This window comes from Streptomyces sp. NPDC002889 (genome assembly GCF_042888425.1).
Classification (GTDB): Bacteria; Actinomycetota; Actinomycetes; order Streptomycetales; family Streptomycetaceae; genus Streptomyces.
This window is the reverse complement of the sequence record NZ_JBIAPT010000016.1, coordinates 171,190-193,207: the sequence shown is the minus strand read 5'-3', so window position 1 is coordinate 193,207 and position 22,018 is coordinate 171,190. Positions and strand designations below refer to the sequence as shown.

At 70.4% G+C, this 22,018-nt stretch carries 14 protein-coding genes; 6 read left to right on the top strand and 8 right to left on the bottom strand.

The window, feature by feature from the left end; translation table 11 throughout:
* Window positions 1–2: 2 nt before the first annotated feature.
* From ACFYWI_RS24570 to ACFYWI_RS24555, 4 genes are all read right to left on the bottom strand, one after another.
* The gene (locus tag ACFYWI_RS24570) at window positions 3–2,462 is read right to left on the bottom strand and encodes an ABC transporter substrate-binding protein (RefSeq protein ID WP_389236363.1); all 2,460 of its coding nucleotides are present in this window, start codon (window positions 2,460–2,462) and stop codon (window positions 3–5) included.
* Window positions 2,462–3,271: a hypothetical protein gene (locus ACFYWI_RS24565; RefSeq protein ID WP_389236361.1), complete on the bottom strand. Its 810-nt coding sequence runs from the start codon at window positions 3,269–3,271 to the stop codon at window positions 2,462–2,464. Before ACFYWI_RS24565 ends, ACFYWI_RS24570 begins: the two co-directional genes overlap by 1 nt.
* 549 nt (window positions 3,272–3,820) lie before the next feature.
* Window positions 3,821–6,709, bottom strand: a complete 2,889-nt coding sequence (locus ACFYWI_RS24560) for a helix-turn-helix transcriptional regulator (protein ID WP_389236359.1) — start codon at window positions 6,707–6,709, stop codon at window positions 3,821–3,823.
* A gap of 144 nt (window positions 6,710–6,853) precedes the next feature.
* The gene (locus ACFYWI_RS24555; protein ID WP_389236357.1) at window positions 6,854–7,705 is read right to left on the bottom strand and encodes an alpha/beta fold hydrolase; all 852 of its coding nucleotides are present in this window, start codon (window positions 7,703–7,705) and stop codon (window positions 6,854–6,856) included.
* A gap of 318 nt (window positions 7,706–8,023) precedes the next feature.
* Here ACFYWI_RS24555 and ACFYWI_RS24550 point away from each other — a divergent pair, with 318 nt between their 5' ends.
* Entirely contained in the window at window positions 8,024–9,082 is a 1,059-nt protein-coding gene (locus ACFYWI_RS24550) for a vWA domain-containing protein (protein WP_362681348.1), read from the top strand.
* 419 nt (window positions 9,083–9,501) lie between these two features.
* Here the strand turns inward: ACFYWI_RS24550 and ACFYWI_RS24545 are convergent, their stop codons facing one another.
* The gene (locus ACFYWI_RS24545) at window positions 9,502–10,638 is read right to left on the bottom strand and encodes a magnesium and cobalt transport protein CorA (protein ID WP_389236354.1); all 1,137 of its coding nucleotides are present in this window, start codon (window positions 10,636–10,638) and stop codon (window positions 9,502–9,504) included.
* Window positions 10,639–10,772: 134 nt separating this feature from the next.
* Here ACFYWI_RS24545 and ACFYWI_RS24540 point away from each other — a divergent pair, with 134 nt between their 5' ends.
* A complete protein-coding gene (locus ACFYWI_RS24540; protein ID WP_389236352.1) occupies window positions 10,773–11,897 on the top strand; it encodes a winged helix DNA-binding domain-containing protein in 1,125 nt (374 codons plus the stop codon).
* Window positions 11,898–12,065: 168 nt separating this feature from the next.
* On the opposite strand, the gene ACFYWI_RS24535 is transcribed toward ACFYWI_RS24540, so the two are convergent.
* Window positions 12,066–12,878 (bottom strand): LuxR C-terminal-related transcriptional regulator, encoded by an 813-nt coding sequence (locus ACFYWI_RS24535; protein ID WP_389236408.1) that lies wholly within the window; start codon window positions 12,876–12,878, stop codon window positions 12,066–12,068.
* Between the two features lie 156 nt (window positions 12,879–13,034).
* On the opposite strand from ACFYWI_RS24535, the gene ACFYWI_RS24530 reads away from it, so the two are divergent.
* Complete coding sequence (locus tag ACFYWI_RS24530) at window positions 13,035–14,717, top strand: AMP-binding protein (RefSeq protein WP_389236350.1); 1,683 nt, start codon at window positions 13,035–13,037, stop codon at window positions 14,715–14,717.
* Window positions 14,714–16,348 (top strand): AMP-binding protein, encoded by a 1,635-nt coding sequence (locus tag ACFYWI_RS24525; RefSeq protein WP_389236348.1) that lies wholly within the window; start codon window positions 14,714–14,716, stop codon window positions 16,346–16,348. The genes ACFYWI_RS24530 and ACFYWI_RS24525 overlap by 4 nt, the downstream gene beginning before the upstream one ends.
* On the opposite strand, the gene ACFYWI_RS24520 is transcribed toward ACFYWI_RS24525, so the two are convergent.
* Both ACFYWI_RS24520 and ACFYWI_RS24515 read right to left on the bottom strand, forming a co-directional pair.
* Window positions 16,345–17,166 (bottom strand): TIGR04222 domain-containing membrane protein, encoded by an 822-nt coding sequence (locus ACFYWI_RS24520; protein ID WP_389236346.1) that lies wholly within the window; start codon window positions 17,164–17,166, stop codon window positions 16,345–16,347. The genes ACFYWI_RS24525 and ACFYWI_RS24520 overlap by 4 nt on opposite strands.
* Window positions 17,167–17,316: 150 nt before the next feature.
* A complete protein-coding gene (locus tag ACFYWI_RS24515; protein ID WP_389236406.1) occupies window positions 17,317–18,075 on the bottom strand; it encodes a hypothetical protein in 759 nt (252 codons plus the stop codon).
* Between the two features lie 268 nt (window positions 18,076–18,343).
* Between ACFYWI_RS24515 and gcl the strand changes: the two genes are divergently transcribed.
* Together gcl and ACFYWI_RS24505 are read left to right on the top strand one after the other, a co-directional pair.
* A complete protein-coding gene (gene gcl / locus ACFYWI_RS24510; RefSeq protein ID WP_389236344.1) occupies window positions 18,344–20,131 on the top strand; it encodes a glyoxylate carboligase in 1,788 nt (595 codons plus the stop codon).
* Window positions 20,132–20,559: 428 nt separating this feature from the next.
* A complete protein-coding gene (locus ACFYWI_RS24505; RefSeq protein ID WP_389236341.1) occupies window positions 20,560–21,822 on the top strand; it encodes a hypothetical protein in 1,263 nt (420 codons plus the stop codon).
* The last annotated feature ends 196 nt before the right edge of the window (window positions 21,823–22,018 follow it).

Sequence of the window (22,018 nt, the reverse complement as noted above, 5' to 3'; positions counted from 1 at the left end):
CATCAGGTGGACACCTGGTACGGCGCTGTGCCCTGGTACCGGAACCGGCCGCCGGTGACCTTCCACAGAAAGACCCCGCTGCCGTCGACGACCAGGGCCCCGGTCTTCTTGTCGAACGCGAAGTTCTTCGTGATCCCCTTGTACGTGGCCGAGCGGAGCGCCGTCGTCAGATTCTTGCGGGTGACGCCCTTGGCGGGCAGCGTGCTCAGAGTCTTCGCTGCCAGGCGGGCCACGTCGTAGGCCTCGACGGCATACCGCTCCGGCTCGGCACCGAAACGCTTGCGGTACGCGGCCGCGAACGCCTTGGCCTGGGGAGCCACGGAGGAGTCCATGACGGGGGCGACGATCACCCAGCCCTCGGCCGCGTCCCCGGCAGCGGACAGGAACCGGGGGTCGAGCACCCCCTGGGCGGCGGTCCGGGCCCCCGGGAAGTCACGGTTCTTCAGCTCCCGGGCCAGCAGCGCGGCCCGGTCGTGGTAGCCGGCGAAGACCACGGAGTCCGCGCCGCCGGCGAGAAGGGCGTCGAGGGTCGGCCCGAAGTCGGTCCGCAACGCGCTGACCACCTTCGGCACGGCCGGCTGTCTGTCGTCCCGCAGGACCTGGCTGAGTGTGCTGCTGATCTCCCAGGCATACGCGTCCGCCGCCCGGTCGTCGACGATCCCGATCGTGCGCGACTTCGCGGTGCCGCGCAGATACACGCTGAGGTAGAGCGGCAGGATCGTGTCCGTCACCCGGGCGTGGAGGAGGGACCGGCTGCCCATCGCCCGCAGCACGGTGGCGCCGGGCGACACCGCGATGAGGGGCAGCAGCGCGGCGTCGTACGTCGAGAGCGAGGCCTGGGCGGTCGCGTCCGTGGTGGGACCGATCACGGCCAGGACGGAACGGTCGGCGACCAGCTGCTTGGCCACAGCGGGCGCCTTGGCCGGATCGCCGCCGTCGTCCACGGTCTTCACGGCGAGAGTGAAGGGCCTGTCCTCACGGGAGTTGAACTCGTCGACCGCGAGCCGCAGCCCCCTCTCCTGAGCCCGGCCGACCAGCCTCTGATCACCGGTCAGGTCGGCGTGCAGCCCGATGGTGTGCGAGGGCCGGGCGCCCGTCGAGGCCGAGCCGGAGCCGTCGCCCCTGTTCTCGCCGTCACCGGAAAGCGCCGCCCGGGCGGCCAGGCCACCCCCGACCGTGACAGCCGTTACGCCACCGGCCAGAAGGAGGAAGCGGCGTCTGCCGAGGGCGCGGCTCTGCGGTGGGGGAACCGGCGCGGCTGCGCCGTCCGCCGCACCGGAGGCGCTTGCCGCGGGGACGACCTCGGTGTCTTCGATGCCGGGCAGCGCGAGCCCGGCAGCCGACCGTTCGGCGATCAGCCGGATCAACGGCTCGGGCAACCAGGCGGCTTCGTCGCCGGGGACGTGGCCCTCAGGCGCATGGTCGGCGTCGCCCTGAGGCATCGGACGGGTCGCACCGGGCCCGCCCGAGGACTGAGGACGCACCCGCAGGGCCTCCCGTGGGTCGGGAGGCGAGACGCCCGGCCCGGGAAGGAGGGGGGTGGTGGACGGGTCCGCCCCGGGTACGCCGTCCTGCTCCGAGCCGGCCTGCACCACGCCGTCCTGGCCGGAAGCGGCGGCAGGGCTGCAAGCGGTGGAGGCGGCCGAGTCGGGCCCGGGGGCGGCGATCGCGAGGCCCTCCGACAGCCCCTCGGCCGTGGGCCGTAGGGACGGGTCCTTCTCCAGGCAACCGCCCACCACCTCGGCGAGCTCCTCCGGAACACCCTCCAGATCCGGCGCGTCGTGCACCGCGCGGAACAGCAGCGCGTCGAGTGAGCCGGTACCGAACGGAGGGCGGCCGGTGGCAGCGTAGGCCAGGACGCAGCCCAACGAGAAGATGTCGGCGGCCGGTCCCAGGTCCTGCCCGCCCTGGGCCTGTTCCGGTGACAGGAAGCCGGGGGTGCCGACCACGATGCCGGTCGACGTGAGCGCGGTGTCCTGCGGATCGCGGGCCACACCGAAGTCGATCAGCCGTGGTCCGTCGAGCGCCAGCAGCACATTGCCCGGCTTGACGTCCCGGTGCACGAGACCGACGGCGTGGAGGTCCCGCAGCGCCTGAGCGAGCCGGGCGCCCAGCACCCGGAGGCTCCGCGGGGGCAACGGCCCATGCGCGGCAACGGCTTCACCGAGCGAAGGCCCCGGCACGAAAGTGGTGGCCAGCCAGGGCGCCGCCGCCTCGGGGTCCGCGTCCACCAGGGCTGCCACCCACGGGCTGGTCATCCGGCGGGCCGTATCGACCTCGCGCCGGAACCGCTCCCGGAAGTCGGCGTCCTCGGCGTACTCGGCCTGGATCACCTTCAGCGCGACCAGTGATCCGCCGGCCGAGCGTGCCAGGTACACCACACCCATGCCGCCCGCGCCGAGTCGCCCGAGCAGCCGATGGTCCGCCAGCTTGGCCGGGTCGGACGTACGGAGGGCTTCCATCACTTCCCCTTCAACTGCTGCTGGATGCGCGTCAGCATCTGCGCCAGGGCGCCGGCGCCCAGTTGATCGAGTTCCGGCTGGGTGTACCCCTTCGCGCCGGTCACGGAGACGGCCACGACGACCGTGCCGAGCCGGGCAACCGTCCACCGGTACGGCTGGATGCCGCCGCCTTTCTCGACGTACGCGCCGTCTTCGAGTACGTAGTCGTCGGCGTACTGCTGCTCGCGGGCGCCGAAGGCGGTGCCGAGCGACATCAGGCCCGTGATACGCTCGTCGGTCCGGGGCTGCTGTTCAGGGCAGCGCAGAACTTCCTCGAGGGTGGTGCTCAGCTGTTCGTCGGCGCCGAGGACGGAGGCGTGCACGGTGGCCGTGGCTGTCACCTTGACGGTGCCCTTGCCTCCAGCACCGGGCAGTCGGCTGTACCGGGACACGCTGGCCAGTACCCCGTGGGGGAGCCTCTCCCGCTGCCAGCGGCAGCTGCCGTCCAGCACGGCCCACGTACCCGGAGTGCTCTTGGCCGGATTCTGGGCGACGAAGCCCCGGCCCCAGTCGCTCGGGGCGAGCACGACGGAGTCGACCAGTCTTCGCGCGTCCTTCGAGGTCCTGGGGACAAGCGCGGCGTCGGGTGTGAAGCCGGAAGCGGCGTTCGAGCCATCCGAAGGGGTTGCCCCGGTTCCCGGCGAGGCGCTGTGTGAGGGCGACCCGGTCTGCCGGGAAGCCCGGCCGTCCGCCGTGCCCGCCCCCTTGGTCGAACCTCCGGAACCGCCCGCACAGCCGGCCAGCAGACTCCCCGCCACCAGAAGGGCCACCCAACTCCCCAGCACGCCTCGGGCGTTGCTTTTCACTCAGTCCCCCGAAACCGCTCGCGTCGTCCGACTCCCCGAACGTAGACGGCTGAGAGGGAAGCAGCCTCAGTAGAAACACGTAACCGGTTACGTATTCCTCTGCGAGACGGCACTCGACGACCCATCAACCACGCCCGTCCGAGGGGAGGGGCACTGTTGGCCGTTCCGGCACCGTGCGGGACGACCGAAGCCGGGGGCGCAGCGTGTCTCGGACCGTACTCACACGGCACGTCGCCGGGGGCTCGGACCACCCGCCGACAGGGGCGGTCACCAGCAGGCAGCACCCGTCCCTGTCCCCGCTGACGGCCATCGGCTGTGATCGTCGGCGAACTCCGACGCCGGTCCAGGACCTCTGCCCGGTAACGATCCGGAAGCCTGTCCACATCGGTGACGTCCGGGCCCTTCTCCGCCTGTGTCTGCAGCTGGTACGCGGCCGACAACCGGGCCGGCCCCCGCTCGTGGGAGGCGCTCAGCCGACCCGTCGGGCGCGGGACCACGACCTCGTGTGATCACTCACGATCCGGCTCCCAGCCCTATGCGGGTCATGAGGCCCGCCAGCGCCGAGCGGGACGGTACGGAGGCCTTGCGGTAGATCGCAGACAGGTGCGTTTCGACTGTGCGCCGACTGAGGTGGAGCCGGGCGGCGATGTCCTGGTTGCTCAGGCCTTCCGCCACCAGTCCCGCCACCTCGAGCTCACGCGGCGTCAGTTCTGCCAGCTCCGCCGGAACTGCCGGCGTCTCCGCCATCACCTGAGGGCGGATCAACTCGGCCAGGTCCACGAGCAGGCGTGCGCCGCCGCCGACGGCGATCCGGTGGGCGCGGTGCCACATCGCGGCGGCGCGCGGGCCCTGACCGGCGCGCTGCACCAAGGGCGCCGCACGCAGCAGGGAGTATGCCTCCCACAGGGGCTGGCCGCAGCGGGCGTATTCCTGTGTGGCCGCGTCGAGGAGGCGTACGGCCTTGCCGGTGTCGCCGCGGTGCTCGGCCAGCGCGGCGTCGGCTCGCAGCGCGGCTGCGCGCTGACCGCGGAGGCCGAGCCGGTTGGCCTCGCGCGCCGCCTGTGCAGCCCAGCGTCCGGCCTGTTCGATGTCACCGGCGGCGAGGGCCGCGTTGGCGAGGGTGTCCAGCTGGCCCGGCCGGACCGACGGTTGCAACAGGGGAAGTCCGGGGCCCCCGCCGGCCGTCATGATGGCCTCCTGGGCGCGGTGCGGGTCGCCGCTCACGTACGTCGCGTGCCCGAGCATGCACCAGGCCAGGGCGGACCACCAGCCCTTGCTCCCGCTGGTTGCTGCGACGGCCTCTTCACCGGTGGTCAGGGCGCTGTCGTCCCCCAGCGGACGGGCCAGCAGCAGCACCAGCGTCTTGATGGCGAGAGTGAACGCCAGGAGGTCACGGCTGCCCGCGGCCCGCGCGATGGACTCCGCTTCCTCGGCCGCCTCCAGCGCGGACGGCAGGCGGCAGGTGGTGAGGTGGACGAAGGCCCTGCTCGTCAGCAGGTGCGGCAGGACATGGAGCTGTCCACTGCGGCGGGCGATGTCGAGGCCCCGGGTGATGTGCCGTTCGGCGTCGGTGTAGCGCTCCAGCAGGGTTTCGGCCCAGGCCAGCCAGACCAGCGACTCGCACAGATCCGTGAGGCCGGGGTCCGTCAGCGCGTCCGCGAGTCGGCAGGCGGCGTCCGCGAACCGGGCGGCCGCTTCCGTCTCGCCCTCGTAGGCCTCTCCCAGGGCCGCCAGGGCCAGGGCCGCCGCTTCACCCGTGGGGTCGTCGTCGGAGCGTGCGACGGCGACGGCTTGTGCCACGTCCGCGCGTACCTCGGGATAGGACGCGGTCAGCAGGGCGGACATGCCGAGGGCGAGCCTCAGCGAGACCGCTTGGCCGGGGGACGGGCCCGGATGGCGGGACAGCTCCCGGCGCAGCAGGGCGGTGGCCTCCGGGGAATGGCCGAGGTGCCGTTCCATGACGGCGCACTGGGCGATGGCCTCCGTACGCAGTTCGGGATGGTCCTTGCCCGATGCCTCGATCAGGGTGTGCAGCAGGTCCCGGCTCTCCCTGAGGTTCCCGCTGACGCCGAGCGCACGGGCACGCGCCAGGACGAGTTCGCCGCGCCGACGGGTGTGGGCGGGTGTGTCCGGCATGCGTCTGAGGACGACGTCCAGCAGGTGGGCGGCGGTGGCCGGCGCGGTCGACGCGAACTGCGCAGCGGCTTCGCTCAGTACGGCCGCGGCCTTGGGATCCCAGTCGGTCAGCGACCGTTCGACATGGTGAGCCCGCTCGGTGGCGGGAGCACCGTTGCGGGCCAGTTCCTGCGCGGTGCGGCGATGGACCTCGGCACGGCGGTGCGGGGCGATGTTCTCGTAGACCAGTGCCCGCACCAGCGGGTGGCGCAAGGCCCACCGGCCGCCCGGCCCGGCGCGCAGCACATCGCGCACCGCCAGAGCGCCGGTCTGGTCCTCCACGTATCGGACCGGGAGCCCGGTCGCCACGGCCAGCATGGCGGACGTGGCATGGTCGCCGAGCGCCGCCACCGCTTCGACGATGCAGTTCTGCGGCTCGGTCAGCGTGGTCAGTTCGTCGAGCAGCAGCGCCGCGAGCCCGCTGGGCACGCCGACCGCGTCTGTGGCGTCGGCATGGGCGGTGATGCTCCGCAGCGGCGCCCCGTTGCGGTACGCGTGCAACAGCGACAGCAGGTACAGAGGGTTGCCCTCGCTGGCGGCGTACAGCTGCTTGGCGTGGTCCTCGGGAACGTCACATGCCAGCGTCCGGATGGACTCCTGCTCGGGAAGCGGCTTCAGGGCGACGTGCAGCACGGCACCGCTGTCGGCACCGCGCGCCAGCGCCGCGATCAAGGACGTCGGTGTCTGCCGGGAACGCCGCGCCACGACCAGGAGGACCCGGCTGTGCGCCGGGTGCCGGATCAGGTGGTCCACGAGTTCGCGTGACGCGGGATCCGCCCAGTGCAGGTCGTCGATGGCCAGCACCAGGCCGCGCTCGCCCAGGCGCGCGAAGAACGCGGCGATCGCACGATGCGTCCCGAAGCGGGCAGCGGCGCCTCCGTGGGACGCGTCGCCCGGCAGGTGCCGGATGTCGTACAGCACCGATGCCGCTTCGGCGAGGGCTGGATCGGCGGCCGGTGGGCCGGGAGCAGCATCGGCGAGCGCGTCGGTGAACGCCTGGAAGGGAACGTGCTGTTCGTACTCCGTCGCCCGGCCGCGCAACACCGTGAAACCGGCCTGCTGAGCCCGGGCGCACGCTTCGCCGAGCAACCGGCTCTTGCCGATGCCGGGCTCACCGGCGATGTCGACGACCGCGGGCACTCCCGGCTGCCCCAGTCCGGCGAGCACGGTGTCCAGCTGTGCGAGTTCGGCGGATCTGCCCACCAGTGCTGCGTTCGCGCCCCCCACCGGCACACTTCCCCCTGTTCAACGATTCCTGTCCCCACCGACCACCCTACGGTCAGGCGCTGACACGCATGAGCCGCAGGGTGGCCGAAAGCCGAAACCCTGCTCATCGTGTTCGGATGCATCGCATACATCGCCCTGATGGGTTCACCGGGTTGTTGGGCGTTGGCGCGGGTGCTGGAGGAAGGCGATGAGAGCGGCTGTGAGTTCGGCGGGTGCGTCTTCTTGGACGAGATGGCCAGCACCGGCGATTGGCTCAAGTCGCGCGCCCGGGATGCGGGCAGCGAGCTCGCGTCCCTTTGCCACGGGAATCCAGGTGTCGTCCTGGCCCCAGCACACCAGTGTCGGGATGCTGATCTCGCCGTACCGGTCCTGCACCTCGTCGGTGCAGAGCTGGTCGGCCTGGGCGATCTGCCGGTAGAAGGCCGCCTGGCCGGGGTCGCCGAGCCAGGGCTGGACGAGCCGGTCGAGGACTGCCGGGTGCAGGCCGGGGCTGCTGGCCGAACTCATGTACTCGCGTACCAGTGCGTGGTGCAGTGTGGGCGGCAGTTGCTCGAAGACCTCTGAGTGCTCGCCGACAAGCCGGAAGAACGGGGACCCCCACGGCGCCAGAGCAACCGGGTCGACCAGAGCGAGCGCGCGGTAGCGGGCGCCGTGCAGCAGATGCGCCCGCAAGGAGACGGCACCGCCGAAGTCGTGGGCGACCACCAGGGGTTCCTCCAGGCCCCAGTGTGCCAGTAGCTCGGTGAAGACCCTGCCCTGAGCAGCCAGGGAGACATCCTGGCCGGCGGACTTCTCCGATGTCCCGTAACCGGGCATGTCCCACACGAATACCTGGTGATGGCGGGCGAGTGATCGGGCGACAGCGCGCCAGACATACGAGGAGAAGGGTGTGCCGTGGAGGAGCACGACCGGGTCCTGGCCGGGTTGTCCGAGACTCTCCCAGCGGACGTCGCCCGACGTGCTGCGGAATGTCTCGGCCAGCTGCCATTTACTCACGGGTGCTGTTCCTCTCGGTTGTGCCTCCGGCCCAAGCGGGATGATCAAGCCGGGTTCGGTCCGGACACCGTCACAGGTCTCGCGCCGTGCCCGGACAGGCGGGCGCGCTCGCGGCGTTGGGCGGCCAAGCCACCACCCGCCCGCGCACTACACCCTGTGCAGGCCGTGTGCTCGGGACACGGGCGTCTGGCTCTCACCGCTGCCTCCCCCGGGTCTGCCGCGGGGGGCAGGAGGGTGATCGTCCGTCAAGCTCCGTTGTCAGTGCCTCCCCATAGTGTGGAGACATCACTCGGGGAGCCTCGGAGAAGGAGCAGAAACGTGTCCGCCAACAAGATCCAGCACAAGGTGAATCACGTCGCGCTGGTAGTGGACTGTTCGGGTTCCATGCATCAGCACCAGAGTCAACTCATCCGTGTCGTGGACGAGTTCGTGGCAGGCTTGAAGGCCGAGTCGGACAGCCTCGGTCATGAGACCCGGATCAGCCTCTATTCCTTCGACCATAAGGTGGAGAACCTGGTCTGGGACATGGACGTGAAGCATCTGCCGTCCATGCGGGGGCTGTACAAGGTCAACAATGGCGCTACCGCCCTCATCGAAGCCTCTCTGAAGTCACTGGACGACCTGGGCCACATCTGGGAGGCGTACGGCGAGCACAGTTTCCTCCAGATCGTGGTGACGGATGGCGAGGAGAACGCCTCCGGCGGCGACAGACGGCACGACGGCGACATGGCCATCCTCGGCCCCTGGCTCGACAAGATCGCGGCGAAGATGGGCGCGCTTCCGGGCCACTGGACTTCCGCGATCCTCGTTCCGAACTCCCTGGCGAAGCGAACCGCCCAGAACTACGGCTTCCCGGCCGGAAACATCGCCATCTGGGATGCGGATTCCCAGGAGGGTGTCGAGGAGGCGATCGGTACCGTGCGCGCTGCCGCCACCAGCTTCCTCCGTGGTCGCGAGCAGGGCGTGCGCGGCACGAAGAACCTGTTCGCGGTCGGCCAGGACATATCGGTCGACGACGTGCGGGCGAACCTCGAACCGGTCCCGGCCGACAAATATCGGCTCCTGAAGGTCGACACGGAGGTCGAGATTCGATCCTTCGTCGATTCGCATCCGGGCGTGACGTACGAACGCGGGTCGTGCTACTACCAGCTGGGCACCCGGGTTCAGGTTCAGCCCGACAAGGAAGTCATCGTGGTCGAGAAGGACACTGACCGTGCATACACGGGCGACGCGGCACGCAGTCTTCTGTTCGGCACGGGTATCCAGGGGACCGTCTCCGTGAAGGCGGGGCGTAATCCCAAGTTGGAGGTATACGTGCAGAGTCGTTCGGTGAACAGAAAGCTCAAGCCTAAGACGCGTCTGCTCATCATGCTCTGAAATTCACGAGAAGGGCGTAGAGCAGGTGGTCCAGGACCAGTTGCGAAGGGTCGGGGACCTAACCCGATGTCGGTTCCGCGAGCACGGTCGTGCACGGCCTGGCCGCCCTGGCGGAGATCAAGACAATCGCCGCGATCACCACGAGCGGCACCAACGGAACCGGCTGTCCATGTGTCCCCCCAGCTCGCCGAGGTAGGCAGTGGCGGGGAGCACTAACAATCCAGCACATGCTGTGTCGTCTGTTTCCGTTACGCAGCGCAGCCGCGCGCTCGTGAAGGTGACCGTGTTCGCCGACATGGGCGGTGCCGGGTGTGGGCGGGGCCTTGTCGCGCCGCGCTGCGCATTCTCCCCAGGAGTCGGGAGAGGGTGCTGGAGGGCCTTCGCCAGAGCTAAGTTGATCAAGTGGATCAGGTTGCTGTCTACAACCAGTCGCGCTTCTTGAAGATGAGGTAGAGGCTGAAGCAGACGACCGCCATCAGCAGGATTGCGAAGGGGTACCCGCCCGCCCACTTGAGTTCGGGCATGTCTTCGAAGTTCATGCCGTAAATGGTTCCAACGAGTGTGGGAGCAAAGAGAATCGCCGCCCACGAGGAGATCTTCTTGATCTCCTCGTTCTGCTCGAAGCCCGCCTCCGCCATCGCCCGCATCTCTTCGTTCTGCTGCTGCGTCACCAGCGTCGCGTTGACCGTCAGGATGTCCGCCAGTGCCTGGCGGAAGCCGTCCACCCGTTCGCTCGTGTGCGTCACGTGGTCCGCCACGTCACGCAGGTAGCGCTGGAGTTCCTCGTCCGTGCCGTACTTGGCGAAGCCCGCCATCAGGCCGTGGAGCATCGCGACCAGAGGGCGGGTGGAGCGCTGGAACTCCACCATTTCGCGGGCCAGTTCGTAGATGCGGCGCGAGACCGCCGGGTCGCCGCCGAAGACCTGGGTCTCGATTTCGTCGATGTCGTTCTGGACGCCCGCGACGACCGGGGCGTAGCCGTCGACGACGGCGTCGAGGATCGCGTAGAGCACCGCCTCGGGGCCGAGCGCGAGGAGTTCGGGGGTCTCCTCCATGCGCCGGCGGACGGCCGACAGGTCGGGGGCCGCCCCGTGGCGGACCGTGATGACGAAGTCCCTGCCGACGAACACATGCAGTTCGCCGAAGTCGACCTCCTCCTGCGCGTCGAGGTAGCGGGCCGCGCGCAGCACCACGAACAGGGTGTCGCCGTAGCGTTCCAGCTTCGGGCGCTGGTGCGCCTCCAGGGCATCCTCGATGGCCAGCTCGTGAAGGTCGAACTCGGCGGCGAGGGAGTGCAGTTCGGACTCCGTCGGGCGGTGCACCCCGATCCAGGCCATACCGTCCGGGTACTCGCGCAGCTGGCGGTAGGTCTCCGCCAGCGAGTCGGGGGTCGCGACACGGCGGCCGTCGCGGTACAGCGCCGCCTCGACGACGCTGCCCTGCTCCTTGTGCACCGCCCCGGATCCCGGCTCCTGAGCGGCCGGAGGTGTGGGCAGCTGAGGTGCGCGTGGTGCGGGGCGCTGGCGCCAGTGGTGCCGCTTCGGGGGCCGTGGCATCGCGGACCTCGCCTCCCACCTCGGAAAACTGCTGCTTGCGGAACGTCGCAGGCAGGATATCCGGGTCCTGGGCCCGAACTTACCGGGTACCTTCAGGACAGAGCCTGTCCGCAAGGCTGAGTAGCGTACGCAGCATGGCGACGAAGACGACCCACCCCGTCCTGAGCAACCGTGCACTCAACCGCGCCACGCTGGCGCGTCAGCTCCTGCTGCGCCGCGCTCCCCGGTCCGAGATGTCCGTGGCCGGCGCCGTCGAGCATCTGGTCGGCCTCCAGGCACAGAACGTCAAGCCGCCGTACTACGCGCTCGCCGCGCGGCTCGACGCATTCGACCCCCAGGAGCTCTCCGCGCTGATGGAGTCCCGCGATGTCGCCCGGATCGTCACCCTGCGTTCCACCATCCACACACACACCGCCGAGGACTGTCTCGCCCTGCGGCCCTTTGCCCAGGCGGGCGGTCCCGACCGGGAGCTGAGGCTGTTCCGCGGTCGCCTGGACAGCGTCGATCTCGACCGGCTCGCCGCGTACAGCCGGGAGCTCGTCGAGGAACGCCCCCGCCCGGTCAAGGAGCTCCGGGAGGCCCTGCTCAAGGAGTGGCCCGGCACCGACCCGCTCGCGCTCACCGTCGCCGCGCGCTGCATGCTGCCGCTCGTTCAGGTCACTCCGCGCGGGCTGTGGGGCAGGAGCGGCCAGGTCACGCTGACCACCGCCGAGCGGTGGTTCAGCCGTCCGCAGGCGCCCGCCCCGGAGCCGGATGCGATGGTACGGCGCTATCTTGCCGCGTTCGGGCCGGCCTCGGTGCAGGACATGCAGACCTGGTCCGGGCTGACCCGGCTGCGGGACGCCTTCGAGAGACTGCGCCCCGAGCTCGTCACCTTCCGGAACGAGAAGGGCGTCGAGCTGTTCGACCTCCCCGAGGCGCCCCGGCCCGACGCCGACACCCCGGCCCCGCCCCGCTTCCTCCCCGAGTTCGACAATCTGCTGCTCTCGCACGCCGACCGCAGCCGGGTGGCGGCGCCGGACGTCAAGTCCCGTACATGGAAGGGAAACCAGGCCTACCGCGTTTTCCTCTTCGACGGCTTCCTCGGCGGGCTCTGGCTGCTGGAGGAGACCAAGGACCGCGCGGTGCTCACCATCCAGCCGTTCCTGCGGCTCACGGGTGCGCAGCGCTCGGCCGTGGCCGAGGAAGGGGAGGCCATGCTCGCCACCATGACCTCGGCCACCACCCGCGAGGTGCGGTTCGCGGAGTTCGCCGCATAGCGCTCGAGGGCTCGGCGCGCGGGGCTGCCGGCTCGGTAGACCGGGCAGCTCACCGCCGGCGCATCCCGACGGGTGCCACGGCTGGTCCGGCGGTCCGGCAGGCCGTGCGCGTACGCAGTCGGGCGGGGCAGCCCAGCGAACGCGGTAGCCCTGCACCGGGCGCGCGGCTCAGGGCAGCAGCCCCGCCCGCCGCGCCGCCGCCACCGCCCCCGTACGCGTGTGCGCGCCCAACTTGCGCATGGCCGAGCTCAGATAGGCCTTGACCGTCTCGGGCTTCAGACCCAGCCGCTCCGCCGCCGTCGCGTTCGTCGCCCCGCCGGCGACAGTGGCCAGCACGTCCAGCTCCCGCGGCGCCAGTGCCGCGACCGGATCGCGGTCGCGCGTACCGCCGGGAGAACCCGCCGCCGCCAGCCGTTCGCACAGGGCCAGCAACTCGGCGCGCAGCGCCCTGTCGGCGATCCGCGGCGCCAGCGCGCGCAGCTCGCCGTGCACCTCACGGACGTCCTCCAGGACTCCCGTACCACCGGCGACCGGCTCGCGGGCCGCGGCCAGCAGCCGTTGTACCTCGTCCCGTACCACCAGGGACTGCTCCAGGTCCCGTGCGACGGCCACGGCGGCGTCCAGGGTGCGCTCGCCCAGCGGGACCGGGGTACGCAGCGCCCCGTACAGCACACCCCGCACCCTGTGCCGTACGACGACAGGCACGGCAACCACCGAGCGCAGGCCCTCTGTCGCGACGGCGGCGTCGTATTCGTGGCTGATGTGCCGCGCCGACGGATAGTCGGTCACCGCGCACGGCCGGGCCAGCGCGATCGACTTGCCGCCCAGCCCGTTGCCCGGGCAGATGGCGAGGCCACGCAGCGCGCCCGTTCCCGCCCCGTGGAGCTCGGCGATGCGCAGGGGCCGGCCGTCCTGCAGCAGCCCGCCGAACGCCACGGGCAGACCGGTGGTCCGCCGCAGCCGCAGCAGCGCCGCCCGCATCTCCACCGCTTCGTCGGCTCCGCTCACGCGTTGATCCTCCTGCCGGTACCGATCGCTACCCGCTCGGGGTGACACAAGCACCCCCGTACGGGGGTAGTGAGACCTGCGTCACCGATTACACGATGTCGAATGCCGGTCCCGCAATGAGGAGGACATATGACGTCTGGCAGCGCGACGGAGAGGTTCCGGGCCGCGCGGGACTTCCTGCTGCAGCACCGGGAGGACTACGCGGCGGCGTACGAGGGCTTCGCCTGGCCGCGGCTGGAGTACTTCAACTGGGCGCTCGACTGGTTCGACGTCATCGCCGAGGGCAACGACAGTCCGGCGCTGCAGATCGTCGAGGAGGACGGCCCCCGCTCCCGGTTCTCCTTCGCCGAGATGTCCACCCGCTCGAATCAGGCCGCCACCTGGCTGCGTGCCCAGGGCGTGCGCGCGGGCGACCGGATCCTGGTCATGCTCGGCAACCAGGTCGAGCTGTGGGAGACCGCCCTCGCCGCGATGAAGCTGCGCGCCGTCATGATCCCCGCCACCCCGCTGCTCGGTCCGGCCGACCTCCGTGACCGGGTCGACCGCGGCCGGGTGCGCCATGTGATCGTGCGCGGCGAGGACGTGGCCAAGTTCGACGAGGTGCCCGGTGACTACACCCGGATCGTCGTCGTCGGCGGCGAGCGGCCCGAGGGCTGGCTGCCGTACGAGGACGTGTACGCGAGCCCCGGCACCTTCGAGCCCGACGGGCGGACCCGCGCCGAGGACCCGCTGATGCTCTACTTCACCTCCGGCACCACGGCCCGGCCCAAGCTGGTCGAGCACACCCATGTCTCGTACCCCGTGGGCCATCTGGCGACGATGTACTGGATCGGTCTGAAGCCCGGCGATGTGCATCTGAACATCTCCTCGCCCGGCTGGGCCAAGCACGCCTGGTCGAACCTCTTCGCCCCGTGGAACGCCGAGGCCTGCGTCTTCATCCACAACTACACGCGGTTCGACGCGGCCCGGCTGATGGCGGAGATGGACCGCGCGGGAGTCACCAGCTTCTGTGCGCCACCGACCGTGTGGCGGATGCTGATCCAGGCGGACCTCAGCATGCTCGCCACCCGCCCGCGCGAGGTCGTCGCGGCCGGAGAACCGCTCAACCCCGAGGTCATCGAGACCGTACGGCGCGAGTGGGGTCTGACGATCCGCGACGGTTTCGGGCAGACCGAGACGGCGGTACAGGTCTCCAACAGCCCAGGCCAGCTGCTCAAGGCGGGCTCGATGGGCCGGCCGAGCCCCGGCTACAGGGTCGAGCTCCTCGACCCCGTCACCGGGCAGCCGGGCGCGGACGAGGGGGAGATCTCCCTCGACCTGTCCGCAGCCCCGGTCGGGCTGATGACCGGCTACCACGGCGATCCGGAGCGTACGGCCGAGGCGATGGCCGGCGGGTACTACCGCACCGGCGACATCGGCGCACGCGACGCCGACGGGTACATCACCTACATCGGGCGCTCCGACGACGTGTTCAAGGCATCCGACTACAAGATCTCGCCGTTCGAGCTGGAGAGCGCGCTGCTGGAGCACGAGGCGGTCGCGGAGGCTGCCGTGGTGCCCGCGCCGGATCCGGTGCGCCTCGCGGTGCCGAAGGCGTACATCGTGCTCGCCGAGGGCTGGGAGCCGGGCCCCGACACGGCGAAGCTGATCTTCGCGCACTCGCGGGCGGTGCTGGCACCGTACAAGCGCATCCGCAGGCTGGAGTTCTCGCAGCTGCCCAAGACCGTCTCCGGCAAGATCCGCCGGATCGAGCTGCGCGAGCTCACGGCACGGGGCTCGGCAACCGAGTACAACGAGGGGGACCTGCGATGACGACCCTTTCCTACGCGCACGGCACCGGCGCGACGGAGCTGCTCGGCGACACCATCGGGCGCAACCTCGACCGGACGGTCGCCGCATGGCCGGACCGCGAAGCGCTGGTGGACGTTCCCTCGGGGCGGCGATGGACGTACGCCGAGTTCGGCGCGGCCGTCGACGAGCTGGCGCGGGCCCTGATCGCGAGCGGTGTCGCCAAGGGCGAGCGGGTCGGCATCTGGGCGGTCAACTGCCCCGAGTGGGTACTGGTCCAGTACGCGACCGCCCGCGTCGGCGCGATCATGGTGAACATCAACCCGGCCTACCGGGCCCATGAGCTCGAGTACGTACTCAACCAGGCCGGGATCTCAACTCTCGTCGCCTCGCTCGCGCACAGGACGAGCGACTACCGGGCCATGGTGGAGCAGGTGCGCGAGAGGTGCCCGGCGCTGCGGGAGAGCGTCTACATCGGCGACCGGAGCTGGGACGAGCTTCTCGCGCGCGGTGCGGCCGGACCACAGGAGCAGGTGGCGGCCCGCGAGGCATCGCTCTCCTGCGACGACGCGGTCAACATCCAGTACACCTCGGGCACCACCGGCTTTCCGAAGGGAGCCACCCTCTCCCATCACAACATCCTCAACAACGGCTATTTCGTGGGGGAGTCGATCGCCTACTCGGAACAGGACCGGGTCTGCATCCCGGTCCCGTTCTACCACTGCTTCGGCATGGTGATGGGAAACCTGGCGGCCACCTCGCACGGCGCCTGCATGGTCATTCCGGCACCGTCCTTCGACCCGGCGGCGACGCTGCGCGCCGTCCAGCAGGAGCGCTGCACCTCCCTGTACGGCGTACCGACGATGTTCATCGCCGAGCTGAACCTCCCCGACTTCACCATGTACGACCTGAGTTCGCTGCGCACCGGCATCATGGCGGGCTCACCGTGCCCGGTGGAGGTGATGAAGCGAGTGGTCGCCGAGATGAACATGGCGGAGGTGTCCATCTGTTACGGCATGACCGAGACCTCGCCGGTCTCCACCCAGACGCGGCGCGACGACGACCTGGAACGCCGCACCGGCACGGTGGGCAGGGTGCTTCCGCACGTCGAGGTCAAGGTGACGGACCCGGTGACGGGTGTGACGCTGCCCCGCGGCGAGGCGGGCGAGCTGTGCACCCGCGGCTACAGCGTGATGCTCGGCTACTGGGAGGAGCCGCAGAAGACCGCGGAGGCGGTCGACGCGGGCCGCTGGATGCACACCGGCGATCTGGCGGTGATGCGCGAGGACGGCTGTGTGCAGATCGTCGGCCGGATCAAGGACATGATCATCAGAGGTGGGGAGAACATCTACCCGCGCGAGATCGAGGAGTTCCTGTACTCCCACCCCAAGATCGCCGACGTCCAGGTGGTCGGCGTGCCCGACGAGCGGTACGGCGAGGAGATCCTCGCCTGCGTGATCCCGCGCGACCCGTCGGACCCGCCGACGCTGGAGGACATCACCGCGTACTGCCGCGAGCAGCTTGCCCACTACAAGATCCCGCGCGGGCTGGAGATCCTGGACATTTTCCCGATGACGGTCAGCGGCAAGGTCAGAAAGGTGGAACTGCGCAGCCGGTACGGCCCCGGGAGCGGGGAAGGCCGCGGCACGCCCTAACTGCCCGAGCCGCCGCCGCAGCCGTGGATGTCGGTGCCGGTGGATCCGCTGCCGGAGGCGCTGTTGAACACGGCGAAGCCGGTGTTCCGGCTGCCGCCGCCGAGCAGCCCGCCGTCCCGCGCGAAGTGGGGGACATGCAGCGTCAGCGCCCGGTCCCCGTACAGGGCCACGGACATCAGGACGCGCTGCTCGCCGGGCCTGCCCCGCAGCGGCCGCTCCTCCACGGGGTGTCCCTCGCGCAGGGCGACCAGTAGCCGGCGGGCCGCGCGGGTCTGCCGCGGCACCGCCCACAAGGCGGCGGCGACCACCACGGGGACCGCTGAAATCCCCAGCTTGAGGGGCGGGTCGGTGGCGGTCGCCGGGGTGAGGAGCAGTCCGGCCGTGATCGTGACGGGTACGGCGCAGAGCAGGATGCGGGACATCCGCCAGCGGGCGTTCGTGCGCAGCAGTCCGGCGGCGGCGCACTCGTCGCGCAGCGAGTTGAGCGCCTTCTGCACGCGCGCCGTGCTCACGAGCATCCGCACGCCCAGCGGTCGGCGCAGTGAGGTGTGCACGGCGAGCTGCAAGCGGTCGCGTACGGCGACGGGTGCCCAGCCGTCGGTCCGTAGCGTCCCGTGCCGCCCGGTGGTGACGACGCCGCGCTGCTGGAGCGCGACGAGGGCCACGACCACGGCTGCGCGGCGGCCGCCGCGCAGCAGGGCGACCGACTGCGCTCCGGGTGCGGCACAGGGTGTCGGCGTACCCGGCCGCAGCACCGCCGCGGCCACCGCCAGACACACCGCTGCCGCGCCGATGAACCACCACATGTCCAGGGGCATTGCGCCCACCTCCCCCCGAGCCGCGCCCATGCCGTGCAGATGTTGTGCCCGGCCGGGGGCGGGTGCGAAGCACAAAGGGGAAGGTTCAGAGCTTTATTTGAGCCTTGGACCGGTTCGCGGCGGTACGCGCCGAGCTCGCGCCCCCGAGCATCAGGCGCCGACGGAGATCAGGTCGTCCGCCGGGCCGTTCACCGGCTGGGGGCAGCCGGTGAGGTCAAGGACGAACAGCGGGATACCGAGGGCGTCGGCGCGGGTCCGGGCGTCGTCCGCGTAGCCCGCGAGCGAGAAGAAGACGCTTGCCGCCGAGGCGCTCAGCCCGTTCAGCCACAGGCACTCGATGTCGCGCAGGGTGGCGGGGCGGGTGGACGATTCGACCTGGGCGACCAGACCTGGTCCGCGCAGATCCATGCCGGAGGCGGGCCTGACGTCCGGCTGGACCACATCGCGGAAGCCCAGCCACTTCAGATAGAAGGCGGCCGCTGTGACCGCGTCGCGTGCCGTGCGGATGGTGACCGGCCGGAAGGAGGGACGACGGGCCGCGACGGCCGTGCGGGGCAGCGGTATGTGGGTGGGGCCGTCGGCCGGATCCCGGCGTTCGGCGGGCCCGGGCGGTGGTGGCGCGGACGGGGAGGCCGGGACGGGGGGCGCGCCGGCCGGCCGGACCCGTATGCGGAGCACGGTCCCGCAGGAGCAGCCGAGCTCGGGCTGGGGCCACTGGTCCTGACGGTCGCACTCAAGGCAGCGCACGGTCACCCAGTCGTCCGTCCAGGTGCGGTGCGTGATCGGCTCGGGGGGAGCGTCGCGCAGCAGCGGGGGTGCGAGCGGGGCGCCGCACGCGCACGGGAAGACGGGCGGCGCGTAGAGGTGGTCCCGGCGGCACGCAGGGCAGCGCACCGGCACGCTCTCGATCATCATGGCCCCTCCCCACCGCTCTCTCCGGGCTGCGGTCCATCGTCCATCAACGGCGGGGACTTGGCGAGGCACTTCGGGGACTCGGCCGGTTCCCCCTCCCGCTCCGGTCCTGACGGTCCGCCCCTGCCTTGACGCCGTACCGGCGGCGTCCTACATTTCTTTCCGTATAGCAGAATTGAATTTCCGTATCCCGGAATCAGTTGGAATCGAAGCTCTCAGGTGGCGCGACAGAGCCCGATCCGCCAGGCCGAAGCAGGAGCACCCCATGCCTCGTATGACCGCCGCCCGCGCGGCTGTTGAGATCCTCAAGCGTGAAGGCGTCACCCGCGCGTTCGGTGTGCCGGGCGCGGCGATCAACCCCTTCTACAAGGCCCTCCAGGCCAGTGGCGGCATCGATCACACGCTCGCCCGCCATGTCGAGGGCGCGTCCCACATGGCCGAGGGCTACACCCGGGCCGCCGCCGGCAACATCGGGGTCTGCATCGGCACCTCGGGCCCGGCCGGCACCGACATGATCACCGGCCTGTACTCGGCGATCGGTGACTCGATTCCGATCCTGTGCATCACCGGCCAGGCCCCGACCTCCGTAATCCACAAGGAGGACTTCCAGGCCGTCGACATCGCCTCGATCGCGGGGCCGGTCACCAAGGCCGCGACGACGGTCCTGGAGGCCGCGCAGGTCCCCGGCGTGTTCCAGCAGGCGTTCCATCTGATGCGCTCGGGCCGCCCCGGGCCGGTCCTCATCGACCTGCCGATCGACGTCCAGCTCACCGAGATCGACTTCGACCCGGACACGTACCAGCCGCTGCCGCTCTTCAAGCCGTCCGCGACGCGCGCCCAGATCGAGAAGGCGATCTCCTTCCTCCTCGAGTCGCAGCGCCCGCTGATCGTCGCAGGCGGCGGCGTCATCAACGCCGACGCCTGCGAACTGCTGGTCGAATTCGCCGAGCTCACCGGCACCCCGGTCGTCCCGACCCTGATGGGCTGGGGCACCATCCCGGACGACCACGAGCTGTACGCCGGCATGGTCGGACTGCAGACCTCGCACCGCTACGGCAACGCGAACTTCCTCGAGTCCGACTTCGTCCTCGGCATCGGCAACCGCTGGGCCAACCGTCACACCGGTTACAAGCTGGACGTCTACACCAAGGGGCGGAAGTTCGTCCACGTCGACATCGAGCCCACCCAGATCGGCAGGATCTTCGCCCCCGACTACGGCATCGCCTCCGACGCCAAGGCCGCGCTGGAGCTGTTCGTCGAGGTCGCCCGCGAGCTCAAGGCCGCCGGGAGGCTACCCGACCGCAGCACGTGGGTCGCCGCCACCAACGAGCGCAGGGCGACGCTGCAGCGCCGTACACACTTCGACCATGTGCCGCTCAAGCCGCAGCGCGTCTACGAGGAGATGAACCGAGCGTTCGGCCCCGAGACCCGGTACGTCACCACCATCGGCCTCTCCCAGATCGCCGGCGCGCAGATGCTGCACGTCTACCGGCCGCGCCACTGGATCAACTGCGGCCAGGCCGGCCCCCTCGGCTGGACCATCCCCGCCGCACTCGGTGTCGCCACGGCCGACCCCGAGTCCCCGGTGGTCGCCCTGTCCGGGGATTACGACTTCCAGTTCATGATCGAGGAACTGGCCGTCGGCGCGCAGCACCGGATCCCGTACGTCCACGTCCTGGTGAACAACTCCTACCTGGGCCTGATCCGCCAGGCGCAGCTCGGCCTGGACATCGACTACCAGGTCACCCTGGAGTTCGAGAACATCAATGCCCCGGAGCTCGGCGTCTACGGCGTGGACCACGTCAAGGTCGTCGAGGGACTGGGCTGCAAGGCGATCCGGGTCACCGAGCCGGACCAGCTGTTGCCGGCGTTCGAGCAGGCGAAGAAGCTCGCCGCCGCGTACCGGGTCCCGGTGGTGGTCGAGGCGATCCTGGAGCGGGTCACCAACATCTCGATGAGCACGACGGCGGACATCAGCAACGTCGTGGAGTTCGAGGAGCTCGCGACCGAGCCCGGCCACGCGCCCACGGCGATCAAGCCGCTCACGGTCTGACGCACAACGCGGACGGAGGGCCGGTCGACCCGAGAGGGCAACCGCCCCTCCGGCGTGGTCACGTGAGCTGAGTCGAGGTGCTCGTCTGCAATGGCCTCGTCGCCAACGCGGCACGGAAACGGGGCCGTTGAGCGTTCCGGGGGGCGGGTGCAGGGTGCGCAGTACAGAGCCTCGCTCCCGGCGATCAGCGGGCTCATGGCCTTCCGCGGCTGAGGGTGTCCGGCCGCATGCGGCAGCGAACGCGCATGCTCGCCGGTCAGCCGCGCGGCGGCGGTGTGACGGACAAGGGTGACTGGTGGGCCAGCGATGTCTGTGCAACATCATTAAGATTCCCACCAGTTGAACGCCGAAGAGGCGCTGCCACCCGGGGGACTCCTGTGCGATCTGTGAATCGGCCCACCACGTACTTGATGCTCGCGTCCGCCACCATGACCGTGCTTGCGGGGTGCACCAACAGTTCTTCCGGAGAAGAGGGACAGCCGGCGCCGCCGACGACCGGCCCCAGCGCGAAAGCGTTCGATCCTCCGCTCACGTTCGGCAGGGACGTCGAGCTGGAGCGCGAGGAGGAGGAGCAGACACGGGACGTCGGCTTGCGCGGCCGCACCGCCTATGTGCTCGAGGACACCGCTCTTGACGCCTACGACACCAGGACCGGACGGAAGCTCTGGTCCGTCTCGGACCCGGAGACTTTCGACACCGGCGCAACACAGCGCACTGCCGACAAGGAGTCGGCCCCGCTGGTCTTCGTGGAGCAGGGCCGGCACACCGTCGTGCTCTTCGCTTTTCAGAACACCACACAGGGCACCGGTACCGGCGTCAGCCGGACGTCTGTCCATCTGCGTGCCGTGGACGCGGACACAGGCAAGGTGTCGTGGACTGCGGAGCTGCCGGTGCCGGCCGCGAAGGACGTCGGCATCTCCTCCCAGGCCGTCGTCGGCGCGGACGGGGAAACCGCCGTCGTCGCCGTCCGCACGACCTCCAGCGACCCACACGACGACACCAGCACTGCCATCACCTACGGCGTCGACCTGAATACACACCGGGTCACATGGGAGCAGAAGGACTTCGAGGCCGCGGCGGTCGACAGCGGGGGCGTCGTCGGAGCGCAGATTCCCGACACTGCCGAGGTCGACTCCGAAGGCTGGGTCGCTACGGACGACGCACCCATCGCTCTCGTGGGCCGTAGCGTCGCCGACGGAGCCGTCCGCTGGAAGGATCCCCGCGAACTGTTCGGGCTCAAGGTCGAGCGGGTGGGAGGCGGCCTGTTCAGGGCACGGGTCAACGTGGAATTCAAGGAGCACCCGGCCGACTACCAGCTGCTCGATGTGAGCACGGGCAGGCTTCCGGCCGGAATGACCGCGGGGAGCTTGGCCGCGCTCGACGGCGAATGCGTCCACGACCAGCGCTCGGTCGTCGTGTGCGCCGGCGAGAGCGTAATGAACGCATGGGACACCCGCAGGCACAAGATGCTCTGGACACTCTCCGAGGACGACGCCTCGCGCAACGTTCCCACGCTACTCACCGCCTGGCACGGAGCCGTCTACGCCTGGAACGACGACAACGCAGGCTATGTCGTCCTGGATGGCACGACCGGCAAGGACCGCGGGACCTTCGAGGGCGCACACGTGTACCTCGTGAACGAGTACGGCGGCCTCGATGTGGGTCTCACCGCCTATCCGGCGACCGGCTGACATTCCTCGACCCAACCCGCGGGCAGGCGGCGGCCCTCCCGTGGGGAGGACGGGAGGGACGGCGCGCCAACCGGGCGTCGCCGCAGCGGGCCGGGGTGCGCACAGCATGCAGGTGATCCGGGCACCGGGGATAGAGGCGTGACCGAAGAACGTCGGCATATGCGCGAGTGCCCGCCCCTGACGGCGGGGCGGGCAC

What these genes read in the sequence shown, in the direction of transcription:
- ACFYWI_RS24530 (WP_389236350.1), top strand. Translation starts at nt 13,035, where the DNA reads ATGACGTCTGGCAGCGCGACGGAGAGGTTCCGGGCCGCGCGGGACTTC.
- ACFYWI_RS24535 (WP_389236408.1), bottom strand. Translation starts at nt 12,878, where the DNA reads ATGCGGGCGGCGCTGCTGCGGCTGCGGCGGACCACCGGTCTGCCCGTG.
- gcl (WP_389236344.1), top strand. Translation starts at nt 18,344, where the DNA reads ATGCCTCGTATGACCGCCGCCCGCGCGGCTGTTGAGATCCTCAAGCGT.
- ACFYWI_RS24540 (WP_389236352.1), top strand. Translation starts at nt 10,773, where the DNA reads ATGGCGACGAAGACGACCCACCCCGTCCTGAGCAACCGTGCACTCAAC.
- ACFYWI_RS24505 (WP_389236341.1), top strand. Translation starts at nt 20,560, where the DNA reads ATGACCGTGCTTGCGGGGTGCACCAACAGTTCTTCCGGAGAAGAGGGA.
- ACFYWI_RS24525 (WP_389236348.1), top strand. Translation starts at nt 14,714, where the DNA reads ATGACGACCCTTTCCTACGCGCACGGCACCGGCGCGACGGAGCTGCTC.
- ACFYWI_RS24545 (WP_389236354.1), bottom strand. Translation starts at nt 10,638, where the DNA reads ATGCCACGGCCCCCGAAGCGGCACCACTGGCGCCAGCGCCCCGCACCA.
- ACFYWI_RS24570 (WP_389236363.1), bottom strand. Translation starts at nt 2,462, where the DNA reads ATGGAAGCCCTCCGTACGTCCGACCCGGCCAAGCTGGCGGACCATCGG.
- ACFYWI_RS24520 (WP_389236346.1), bottom strand. Translation starts at nt 17,166, where the DNA reads ATGCCCCTGGACATGTGGTGGTTCATCGGCGCGGCAGCGGTGTGTCTG.